This window comes from Elstera litoralis (assembly GCF_000963705.1).
Lineage (GTDB): Bacteria > Pseudomonadota > Alphaproteobacteria > Elsterales > Elsteraceae > Elstera > Elstera litoralis.
In genome coordinates this window covers 1-10,435 of sequence record NZ_LAJY01000008.1, presented here as the reverse complement: position 1 = coordinate 10,435, position 10,435 = coordinate 1, and the positions used below count along the sequence as shown (strand labels likewise).

The following is a 10,435-nucleotide window of genomic DNA, read 5'->3' as shown; positions in this document are numbered from 1 at the left end:
GGTTAACTTAGCGGGCGGTATCGATCGATGGGCTTCGGAGGTTGACCCGAGCCTGTCGCGCTATTAAGTTTGTAACCGTAATTACAGTACGTGATCGCGCTCAGGCCCTGTCCTGAGGCGATTGGCCCTGATGGGAGAGGTCGAAGATGGTGTTTTCTGCGCGTCGTGGAATCCTGATGGGGAGCCTGTCGGCAGCCTTATTGTTGGGAACGATGGGAGCGGTGCCCGCGATGGCACAAACGCTGGACCAATCTTGGACGCAATCCTATCAAACCAACCCGCAGCTTTTATCGGGCCGGGCACGGTTGCGGGCGACCGATGAGCGCTTGCCGCAGGCGCAAGCCGGGTGGCGGCCCACGGTCTCTTCCTCGGCCTCGGTCGGGCGCTTGCGGACGGAGCAGGTCTCGACCCGCACGACCAAGCAAAACCTGACGCCGAAGAGCTATGGTGTTTCCGTGACGCAGCCGCTGTATCGCGGCGGGCGGACCACCGCCGGGACCGAGCGGGCTAAGAATGAAATTCAGGCCGAACGGGCGCGCTTAACCGCGACCGAACAGCAGATTTTCCTCGATACGGCAACCTTCTATGTGAACGTGATCCGCGATCAGGCCGTCGTTGAGCTGAATGCGAACAACGAACTCGTGCTGCAACAGCAGTTGCAGGCGGCGCAGGATCGGTTCCGCGTCGGCGAAGTCACCCGGACCGACGTGAGCCAAGCCGAAGCCCGCCTTGCCAGCGTGATTGCGGATCGGCAGGCGGCGGAAGGCCAATTGCGCTCCTCTAAAGCCAGCTTCACGCGCTCGACCGGGCTCGAAGCCACCAATCTTTCAACGCCGACTGTGCCGCTGCAACTGCTGCCGGTCTCGCTGGAAGAAGCGCGCGAGTTGGCCCAGGCCAATAATCCGGTGATTACGGCCGCCCAATATGATGAAGGCGTCGCCAAGTTAACGGTGGATGAAGTGCGCGGCGAACTGCTGCCGACCGTCAGCCTCGTTGGCGATATCAGCCGTCGCCACGATCAGCAGATCGGCGTCGAACGCACCTCCTCGGCCAGTCTGACCGTACAGCTTTCGGCCCCCTTATACGAAGGCGGCAGCACCTATTCGCGCGTTCGCTCGGCAAAGCAGACGGCGGGGCAGCGCCGAACCGATATCGATACGCAACGCCGGTCGGCGGTTGAGCAGGCGACCCAGGCTTACGAGCAGATGAAATCGGCCCAGGCCCGCATCGAATCGCTCGCAGCGCAAATCCGGGCTAACGAAATCGCGCTCGAAGGCGTGCGGCAGGAAGCCGTCGTCGGCTCGCGCACCACGCTCGACGTGCTGAACGCCGAACAAGAGCTTTTGAACGCCCGCGTGTCGATGGTGCGCTCCAAGCGTGACGAGCAGGTGGCGGCTTATTCGTTGCTCAGTGCAACGGGTCGGCTGACCGCGCGTCAGTTGGGCCTCTCGGTTCCGCTGTATGACGTTGAAGAAAACTACCGCGCGGTCGACGGAAAATGGATTGGGACCGGTATTGCGCAGGAATAAGCGCAAATTTCGATTCTTCCGATTGGCAAACGGTCAAAGCTTTGACTAAAGTCATTGCCATAAGTGTTTGCGTAGCATGAGGAAGCGATGAGCGACCCGAAACCCCATCAAGAACCGTCGATGGAGGAAATCCTCGCCTCCATCCGCCGTATCATATCGGAAGATGGGGACGGTGCTCAGGCGGATGACGCTGAGGCTTCGGCCCCTGCGCCTGCGGCTGGAACCATGCGGGCCGATGTGTTCGATCTGACACAGCGGGCCGATTCCGACGACGAAGACGACGATATGGAAATGGCCCGCAGCTTGGGCATGGAGGCGGTGGAAGCACCGAAGCCTTCCTTCAGCATGGACTTCGACGATCTGCCGCCCCCTTCGGCGAAAGACGATGATGTTCCGGTAAAGAGGGCAGGCCCCACGTTCGATGCGGGTTCATTCGAGACAGGCAAAAAGGCAGCAAGCATGAGTTTTGATGACGATGCCTGATGTCCCCGGACTCGGCCAGCGCGGCCAGCCGGGCTTTTGCAAAACTGCAAGAGCCGGATGAGGATGATTCGCCCGCCGCCGCCGTTATGCGCGCCTCCGGGGGCTCGAACCCCACGCTGGACGAGTTGGTACGCGAAGCGCTGAAGCCGGTTCTGCGGGAGTGGTTGGACCGCAACCTGCCGCCGATGGTGGAAACGATGGTCCGCGAGGAAATCCAACGCCTCGCCGCATCCGGTCGCCGCCGCTAAACGCTTCTTTTTCTCTAGAGTGCTAACGGCCGCGCGGGCGCAAGCTCTGCGGCCGTTTTGCCGTCTTAAAGTCGATCTCCAAAGGGTTCCCGATGCTCGAAAAAACCTATACCCCCGCCGATTTGGAAAGCCGTTTGTACCCGATGTGGGAGCAAAGCGGCGGGTTCGCGGCAACCGGGACGGGGAGCAAGACGCCCTATACGATCATGATGCCGCCGCCGAATGTGACCGGCAGCCTTCATATCGGTCACGGGCTGACGATGACGCTGCAAGACGTGTTGATCCGCTATCATCGGGCGCGCGGCTTCGATGCCCTGTGGCAACCGGGCACCGACCACGCTGGGATCGCGACGCAGATGGTGGTCGAACGCAAGCTTGAGGCCGAGGGCAAGCGCCGCGTGGAGATGGGGCGCGAGGCTTTCATCGAGAAAATTTGGGAGTGGAAAGAGGAATCGGGCGGCACCATCGTGCGCCAGTTGCGCCGCCTGGGGGCCTCCGCCGATTGGCCGCGCGAACGCTTCACGATGGACGAGGGCATGTCGGCGGCGGTCCGCAAGGTTTTCGTCGACCTCTACAACCAGGGGCTCATCTACCGCGATAAGCGCTTGGTGAACTGGGATCCGAAGCTGCACACCGCCATTTCCGACCTGGAAGTCGAACCCAAGGAAGTGAAGGGCAACCTCTGGCACCTGCGCTATCCTATCGAAGGCCAGCCGGATCGCTTCATTACGGTGGCGACCACGCGCCCGGAAACCATGTTCGGCGATACCGGCATTGCGGTGAATCCGGAGGACGAACGCTACGCGGACCTCGTCGGCAAATACGCGATTCTGCCGCTGGTCGGTCGCCGTATTCAGATTGTTGCCGACGAATACTCCGATCCCGAAAAGGGCACCGGCGCGGTGAAACTCACCCCGGCCCATGATTTCAACGATTTCGAAGTTGGTCGGCGGCATGGCCTTGCGCTTGTGAACATCTTTGACCGCGACGCGCGCCTGAACGATCAAGTGCCCGACGAATATCGCGGCATGGATCGGTTCGAAGCGCGTAAGAAACTCGTGCAAGCGCTTGAAGAACAAGAAATTCTGGTTAAGGTCGAACCTCATACCCATATGGTGCCCCACGGCGACCGTTCGGGCGTGGTGATCGAGCCGTGGCTGACCGATCAATGGTATTGCGACGCGCCGACCCTGGCGAAACCGGCGCTGGAGGCCGTCGAAAATGGCCGCACCAAGTTCGTGCCGGAGCAGTGGACCAATACTTATTACCAGTGGATGCGCAACATCCAACCCTGGTGCATTTCGCGCCAACTCTGGTGGGGGCACCAGATTCCGGCGTGGTATGGGCCTGACGGCAAGATTTTTGTGGCTGAACTCGAAGCCGACGCGCAAGCCCAGGCGGATAAGCATTACGGCAGCACGACGGCCCTGACGCGCGACAGCGACGTGCTGGATACCTGGTTCAGCTCGGCGCTTTTCCCGTTCTCGACCCTGGGCTGGCCGGAGAAAACGCCCGATCTGGCGCGCTATTACCCCGGCGACGTGCTGGTGACGGGCTTCGACATTATCTTCTTCTGGGTCGCCCGGATGATGATGATGGGCCTGCATTTCATGGGCGATGTACCGTTCCGCACCGTCTATGTGCATGCGCTGGTCCGTGACGAAAAGGGCCAGAAAATGTCCAAATCGAAGGGGAATGTCGTCGATCCCCTCGATTTGATCGACAAATACGGCTGCGACGCGCTGCGCTTTACCATGGCGGCGATGGCGGCACCGGGCCGGGACGTGAAGATCTCCACCCAACGGGTTGAAGGCTATCGCAATTTCGCAACGAAACTGTGGAACGCCACCCGCTTTGCCGAGATGAACGGCTGCGCCCGCGTGGCCGATTTCGATCCGGCCCAGGCAAAAGGCACCGTGAACCGCTGGATCATCGGCGAGCTTGCGGGGCTACGCGCCAAGCTGGAAGAAGCACTCGCCGCCTATCGCTTCAACGATGCAGCCAATCTGCTGTACGCGACCGCCTGGGGCAGTTTCTGCGACTGGTATCTGGAAGTCACCAAGCCGATTCTGGCCGGGGATGATGCCGCGCTCGCCGCCGAAACTCGGGCGACGACGGCCTGGACGCTGGAGCAAATCGCCCGCCTGCTGCACCCGTTCATGCCCTTCATTACCGAAGCCCTGTGGGAGCATCTGTCGGGCGGGACGGGCGAAAGCCTGCTGGTCGCGCCCTGGCCGGCGTTGCCGGACAGTTTGATTGATCCCGCCGCCCACGCCGAAATGACCTGGGTGATCGGCCTGATTTCGCAAATCCGGGGCTTGCGCGCTGAAATGAACGTGCCGCCGGGCACCGAGCTTGCAGCAGTCTACACCGATCTTTCGGGCGATGCCGCGCGCTGGGCCGAAACCCATAAGGCCGTCATCCAACGCCTCGCGCGCGTTTCGGGGCTCGGCACGGGGGCGGCCACCGCCACCTCCGTGCAGATCGTCGAAGGCACGGCAACCCTGGCGCTCGATCTGGCCGGGGCCATCGACCCCAATGCCGAGCGGACGCGCTTGACCAAGGAAAAAACCAAGGCCGAGCAGGAGCTGGGCAAAATCGAAAAGAAGCTCGGCAATGCCGACTTTATCGCCAAGGCCGACCCGGCGGTGATCGAGGAAAACCGCGAGCGGCTGGCCGAGTTCCAAGGGCTGATTGCCCGGTTGGAAACGGCCTTGTCGCGGCTGGCGGCGCTTTAAGACGATGCGCATCGCCATCGGCGGGTTTCAGCACGAAACCAATAGCTTCGCCCCGAACCCGGCCGTTTATAATGATTTCGTCGTTGCGAAAGGCTGGCCGGGGCTGTCGCGCGGCGATGCGCTGTTCGATGCGGTGATGGACCGAACGCTGCCGATCGCCGGGTTCATGCGCGAAGCGCTGAAGCGCCGGGCTTCGCTCATCCCGCTACTCTGGACCGTCGCCAGCCCCTCGGGGCCGGTCACGAGCGACGCGTTCGAGCGGATTTCGGCGCAACTTATCAACGATCTCATCACCCAAGGCCAGATCGACGCGGTGTTTCTCGACCTGCACGGCGCGATGGTGACGGAGCATTTCCCGGACGGCGAGGGCGAGTTGCTGCGCCGGGTGCGCGCGGTGATCGGGCCGAAAACCCTCCTGGTCGGCTGCCTCGACCTGCACGCCAATGTGACCAAGCTGATGGTGGAACAGGCGGATTTCCTCACCGCCTTCCGCACCTATCCCCATGTGGATATGCTGGAAACCGGGGCGCGCACGGCGAAACGCCTGCTGGAAGCGCGCGGTTGGGGCGGTAAGGCCCTGCGCGTTTGCCCCTATCTCCTACCGATCACCGCGCAATGCAGTTTCGCCGAACCCACGGCGAGCCTTTACCGGCTGCTCGAGCAAATCGAAGCCGAAACCGGCGCGGACCTTTCCTATAGCCCCGGCTTCCCCCTGTCGGATTCGCCCGAAACCGGCCCGACGATCCTCGCCTATGCCCCCACCCAAGCCGAGGCCGATGCGGCAGCGGATCGACTGTTCCAAGCCCTGCTGGACGCCGAAAGCGCCTATGCCGAAGCTGGGCTCTGGTCGGTCGAGGCGGCTTTGGACGAAACCGAACGTCGGCTGGCCCAAGGCGGGTTGAGCGGCCCGATTATCCTCGCCGACACGCAAGATAACCCCGGCGGCGGCGGCTCGGGCGATACTACCGGGCTGTTGCGGGCGATTTTAGCGCGCGGCCTTTCGGGCGTGACGCTGGGTCTGCTCCACGATCCGCAAGCCGCCGACGCGGCGCATGCGGCGGGCGCGGGCGCGGAGATTGAGCTTATCCTGGGCGGCACCGGCACGCCCGGCGATACGCCGCTACAGACGAAAGCCCGCGTTCTGCGTCTCGGTTCCGGCACCTTCATGGGGACCGGCCCGATGTGGGAAGGCGGCACGATGACTCTCGGCCCAATGGCGCTGCTGGACGTGGGCGGCGTGCAGGTGGCGATCGGCTCGGCCCGCCAGCAGCCCTCGACCCAAGCGATCTTAACCCATCTCGGCGTCGATCCAAAAACCTGTCCTATCCTAGTGCTGAAAAGCTCGGTCCACTTCCGCGCCGATTTCCAGCCCATCGCCGGGGAAATCCTGGTCACGGTCGCCCCCGGCCTCGTCACCGCCGACCCTGCCGATCTGCCTTATCGCTGGTTACGCGATGGGGTGCGGTTGAAGCCGTCGAAGGCGTGAAAGGATCAGGGGCTTTGCCCCTGAAGCCCCACCAAAGGGCGTGCCCTTTGGAAACCAATTTACTTTAAGAAAAGTATTTAACTAATTATAATTTATAAAAATAATGGGATTGATAAGGGCAAAGCCCTTATCTGGGGTCTTAGGGGCAACGCCCCTAACATCGCTACGCGACTTCCCGCAACCGGCACCAAACAGGGGTATGATCCGACGCGCGTTCCCAGCCGCGCGGCTCTTTGTCGATTTCACAGGCTTCCAGCCGGTCGGCCAGGGCGGGCGAGAGCAGGAGATGGTCGATGCGCAACCCATTATCGCGCTGCCAGGCCCCGGCTTGATAGTCCCAGAAGCTGTAAGCGTGGGTCGCGGTCGGGTGTAGGGCGTGGAAGGCTTCGGTGAGCCCGAGGTTGAGCAGGCGGCGGAAGGCGGCTCTACTTTCCGGGCGCACCAGGGCATCGTCGCGCCAACCGACCGGATCGTAGAGGTCGGCGTCGGTCGGGCAGATATTGTAATCGCCGCCCAGCAGGAATGGCCGGTCTTCGGCGAGCAACGTCGCGGCGCGGCCTAAGAGGCGGGACATCCAGCCGAGCTTATAGGGGTATTTTTCGGTCTCGACCGGATTGCCGTTCGGCAGATAGAGCGCCGCGACGCGCAGGCCCGCGATATCGGCTTCCAGATAGCGCGCCTGCTCATCGGCCTCGTCGCCGGGCAAATGCCGCAGCACCACCGAAATCGGGTGTTTCGAGACAATGGCGACGCGTTATAGGTCTTCTGCCCCACGGCCTCGACGTGATAGCCCAGCGCCTCGATTTCAGCGCGCGGCACATCGTCGGTCTGGCACTTTAGCTCTTGCAGCAGCAGAATATCGGGGGCGGTCGCGGCCTCCAGATAGCGCAGTAGGTGCGGCAAGCGGACTTTAAGGGAGTTGACGTTCCAGGTGGCGATTTTCATACCGGGATTATACCGGCGAAAACGAATTCCCGCAGCCGCAACTTGCCGCTGCCTGCGGATTCCTAATCTGGAAGGCGGCCCCGGCTAGGTCTTCGACGAAATCGATCACTGCGCCCTGCATCAGCCCGAGCGAGGTTTCGTCGATCACCACTTCTGCGCCGTCTTTGGCGATAATCTTATCGTCGGCTTGGGTTGCCGCATCGAAGGTGAAGCCGTACTGAAAGCCCGAGCAGCCGCCGCCGGAAATGGCGATGCGCAGGCGCGAGCCTGGCGCCTCGCTTTTGATGATCGTGGCGATGCGCTTTGCGGCACTGTCCGACAGCGCCACCGGCGCTAGGGTTTCCGTTTCAAGCTGGGCCATCGCGTCTCTCCTCAGGCTAACACTGTTCCTATGTAAGGAGCCGAAGGGCGAAGGTCAATTTCCGTTACGAACATAGCTCCTCCATTGAAACGCCATAGTTGGGCGGGTAGGGTGCGCCCCATGAGTTTCCCTGCCGCCCATCCGAACGCCCGTGCATCCTTTGCCTGCGATCCGCAGCAGAGCCGGGGGCGGCTGTTTCCCGAGGAAGGGTCGGGCGAGCGGTCGGTGTTTCAGCGCGACCGCGACCGGATTGTGCATTCCACGGCGTTCCGGCGGCTTCAGTATAAAACCCAGGTGTTCGTTTTCCACGAGGGCGACCATTACCGCACGCGCCTCACGCACTCGCTGGAAGTGGCGCAAATCGCCCGCTCGATTGCGCGCGCCCTGGGGCTCGATGAGGATTTGGCCGAAGCCCTCGCCCTCGCCCATGACGTTGGCCATACCTGCTTCGGCCATGCGGGGGAAGACGCACTGAACGAGGTGATGCAGCCTTTCGGCGGGTTCGATCACAACGATCAAACCTTCCGGGCGCTGACGCTGCTGGAGCGGCGCTACGTGGCTTTCAACGGCTTGAACCTCTCGTGGGAAACTCTGGAAGGCGTGGTCAAGCACAATGGCCCGCTCAGCAATCCGCCGCCGACGATTGCAGCCTTTCAAGCAACCTGGAGCTTGCGGCTGGAAACCTTTGCCTCCGCCGAAGCGCAGGTCGCGGCGCTCGCCGACGATATCGCCTATAATAACCACGACATCGACGATGGCTTGCGCGCGGGTTCCTTCACCCCGCAGGATTTGTTGCCGCTGCCCGTGGTCGGCCCGGTGTTCGAACAGTTGCTGCGCGAGCACCCGAACCTAGAGCCGATCCGCCTAACCCATGAGGCGTGCGCCGGCTCATCAATTTGATGGTCACGGACCTTCTGGCCGAAACCCGCGCGCGGATCGAGCAGTTCCGCCCGGACTCGGCGGATGCGGTGCGCGGCTTAGGGCAACCGCTCATCGCCTTTAGCCCCACACTGCAAGCGGCGGATAAAGCCCTGCGCCCGTTCATGTTCGAGCGCATGTATCGGCACTACCGCGTCAATCGGATGATTGCGAAAGCGCGCCGGGTAGTTCAGGATATGTTCCATCACTTTATGGAAACCCCGCAAACCCTCCCGCCGGAATGGCAACGCCAGATCGTGCAGCCCGGCAGTCCCGAGGCCGCCCGCACGATTGCCGATTACATCGCCGGGATGACCGACCGTTACGCCCTCGAAGAGCACCGCCGCCTCTTCGATTTGACTGCAAAGACTTAGATTCCAAGGACGTCATGACCCAACTTACGCCGCATATTTTCAAACGTTTCCATACGGCCCTCAGCGATGTGCTGAGCGAACTTGCCGAAGAAGGCGCGCTGCCTGCCGGGCTCGATCCCGCGAAAGTCACCGTGGAGCCGCCGCGCGACGCGAGCCACGGCGATATTTCCACCAATGTCGGCATGGTTCTGTCGAAACCCGCCGGGATGAAGCCGCGCGGGCTCGCCACCCTGGTCGGCGACCGGATGCGCACCGATCCGGCCTTGGGCATTAGCGAAATCTCCATCGATGGGCCGGGGTTCCTGAACTTCCGCCTTGCGCCGCACATGTGGCAGAGCGAGCTTGCAACGGCAGTGCGCGCCGGTGTGGCCTATGGCGATAGCCAGGTCGGGCAGGGCGTGCGCGTCAACGTCGAATATGTCTCGGCAAACCCAACCGGGCCGATGCACGTTGGCCATTGCCGGGGCGCGGTTGTCGGTGATGTGCTGGCGTCCCTGCTGGCGAAAGCCGGGCACGATGTCGTGCGCGAATATTACATCAACGATGCCGGGGCGCAGGTCGATGTTTTGGCGCGTTCGGCCTATCATCGCTACCGAGAAGCCTTGGGCGATGACATGGGCGACGTGCCGAGCGGGCTTTATCCCGGCGATTACTTAGTGCCGCTGGGGCAGGATCTTGCCAAACGCTACGGCGATATTTGGCGCACTGCCGATGAAGCCGTGTGGCTGGAAACGATCCGTACGGAAGCGGTTGCGGCCATGTTGGTGCTAATTAAGGAAGATCTGGCCGCGCTCGGCGTCAAGCACGATCTCTTCTCCTCCGAGCGGGCGATGGTGGAGAGCGGCGCAGTCGAAGCTTCGCTGGCGGCGTTGGAGTCGCGCGGGCTGATTTATGTGGGGACGCTGGAGCCGCCGAAGGGCAAAACCCCCGAGGAGTGGGAGCCGCGCCCGCAGACTTTGTTCCGCGCCACCGACTTCGGCGACGATGTGGATCGGCCGCTGAAAAAATCGGATGGAAGCTGGACCTATTTTGCGAACGACATCGCCTATCATTATGATAAGGCTATCGGAAATCCGAATCGACCCGGCGCAAATATTCTCATCAATATCTTCGGGGCCGACCATGGCGGCTATGTGAAGCGGATGATGGCGGCGGTGAAGGCGCTCACCGACGGCAAGGTCGCGCTCGATATTAAGTTATGCCAGTTGGTTAATCTTCTGGATAAGGGCGTTCCGGTTAAAATGTCCAAGCGGGCCGGGAACTTCGTTACCTTACGCGAAGTCGTGGATGAAGTCGGCGCGAATGCGGTGCGCTTTATTATGCTAACGCGGAAAAACGATGTGTCTTTGGACT

At 62.0% G+C, this 10,435-nt stretch carries 10 protein-coding genes and 1 pseudogene; 8 read left to right on the top strand and 3 right to left on the bottom strand.

The features are described from left to right. The first annotated feature begins 146 nt into the window (after nt 1-146). From VZ95_RS00555 to VZ95_RS00535, 5 genes are all read left to right on the top strand, one after another. Nucleotides 147-1,529, top strand: a complete 1,383-nt coding sequence (locus tag VZ95_RS00555) for a TolC family outer membrane protein (RefSeq protein WP_052711350.1) — start codon at nt 147-149, stop codon at nt 1,527-1,529. 87 nt (nt 1,530-1,616) lie between these two features. After that, complete coding sequence (locus tag VZ95_RS29030; RefSeq protein WP_045774152.1) at nt 1,617-2,012, top strand: hypothetical protein; 396 nt, start codon at nt 1,617-1,619, stop codon at nt 2,010-2,012. After that, nucleotides 2,012-2,260 carry a DUF2497 domain-containing protein gene (locus tag VZ95_RS00545; protein WP_052711349.1) on the top strand — a complete coding sequence of 83 codons (249 nt, stop codon included), beginning with the start codon at nt 2,012-2,014 and terminating at the stop codon, nt 2,258-2,260. The genes VZ95_RS29030 and VZ95_RS00545 overlap by 1 nt, the downstream gene beginning before the upstream one ends. 92 nt (nt 2,261-2,352) lie before the next feature. Further along, nucleotides 2,353-4,998 carry a valine--tRNA ligase gene (locus tag VZ95_RS00540; RefSeq protein ID WP_045774151.1) on the top strand — a complete coding sequence of 882 codons (2,646 nt, stop codon included), beginning with the start codon at nt 2,353-2,355 and terminating at the stop codon, nt 4,996-4,998. Between the two features lie 4 nt (nt 4,999-5,002). Beyond that, nucleotides 5,003-6,484, top strand: a complete 1,482-nt coding sequence (locus VZ95_RS00535; protein ID WP_045774150.1) for a M81 family metallopeptidase — start codon at nt 5,003-5,005, stop codon at nt 6,482-6,484. A 163-nt stretch (nt 6,485-6,647) separates the two neighbouring features. Here the strand turns inward: VZ95_RS00535 and VZ95_RS00530 are convergent, their stop codons facing one another. From VZ95_RS00530 to erpA, 3 genes and pseudogenes are all read right to left on the bottom strand, one after another. Beyond that, nucleotides 6,648-7,202, bottom strand: a complete 555-nt coding sequence (locus tag VZ95_RS00530) for an exodeoxyribonuclease III (protein WP_332307959.1) — start codon at nt 7,200-7,202, stop codon at nt 6,648-6,650. Nucleotides 7,203-7,300: 98 nt separating this feature from the next. Beyond that, nucleotides 7,301-7,429 (bottom strand): annotated as a pseudogene (locus tag VZ95_RS28465) (exodeoxyribonuclease III); the annotation flags it as partial. A 7-nt stretch (nt 7,430-7,436) separates the two neighbouring features. Continuing rightward, nucleotides 7,437-7,790 carry an iron-sulfur cluster insertion protein ErpA gene (erpA, locus tag VZ95_RS00525; protein WP_045774149.1) on the bottom strand — a complete coding sequence of 118 codons (354 nt, stop codon included), beginning with the start codon at nt 7,788-7,790 and terminating at the stop codon, nt 7,437-7,439. 120 nt (nt 7,791-7,910) lie between these two features. On the opposite strand from erpA, the gene dgt reads away from it, so the two are divergent. The 3 genes from dgt to VZ95_RS00515 form a co-directional block, all read left to right on the top strand. After that, entirely contained in the window at nt 7,911-8,690 is a 780-nt protein-coding gene (gene dgt, locus VZ95_RS00520; RefSeq protein WP_456297657.1) for a dGTP triphosphohydrolase, read from the top strand. Further along, nucleotides 8,669-9,082, top strand: coding sequence for a hypothetical protein (locus tag VZ95_RS29560; RefSeq protein ID WP_456297656.1), 414 nt, complete (start codon nt 8,669-8,671; stop codon nt 9,080-9,082). Before dgt ends, VZ95_RS29560 begins: the two co-directional genes overlap by 22 nt. Nucleotides 9,083-9,096: 14 nt before the next feature. Continuing rightward, on the top strand, nt 9,097-10,435 hold a 1,339-nt coding region (locus VZ95_RS00515), incomplete at its 3' end, for an arginine--tRNA ligase (RefSeq protein ID WP_045774148.1).

Excerpts from the sequence above, each read along its gene's own strand:
- VZ95_RS00555 (WP_052711350.1), top strand. The coding sequence starts at position 147 with ATGGTGTTTTCTGCGCGTCGTGGAATCCTGATGGGGAGCCTGTCGGCA.
- VZ95_RS29030 (WP_045774152.1), top strand. The coding sequence starts at position 1,617 with ATGAGCGACCCGAAACCCCATCAAGAACCGTCGATGGAGGAAATCCTC.
- VZ95_RS00545 (WP_052711349.1), top strand. The coding sequence starts at position 2,012 with ATGTCCCCGGACTCGGCCAGCGCGGCCAGCCGGGCTTTTGCAAAACTG.
- VZ95_RS00540 (WP_045774151.1), top strand. The coding sequence starts at position 2,353 with ATGCTCGAAAAAACCTATACCCCCGCCGATTTGGAAAGCCGTTTGTAC.
- VZ95_RS00535 (WP_045774150.1), top strand. The coding sequence starts at position 5,003 with ATGCGCATCGCCATCGGCGGGTTTCAGCACGAAACCAATAGCTTCGCC.
- erpA (WP_045774149.1), bottom strand. The coding sequence starts at position 7,790 with ATGGCCCAGCTTGAAACGGAAACCCTAGCGCCGGTGGCGCTGTCGGAC.
- dgt (WP_456297657.1), top strand. The coding sequence starts at position 7,911 with ATGAGTTTCCCTGCCGCCCATCCGAACGCCCGTGCATCCTTTGCCTGC.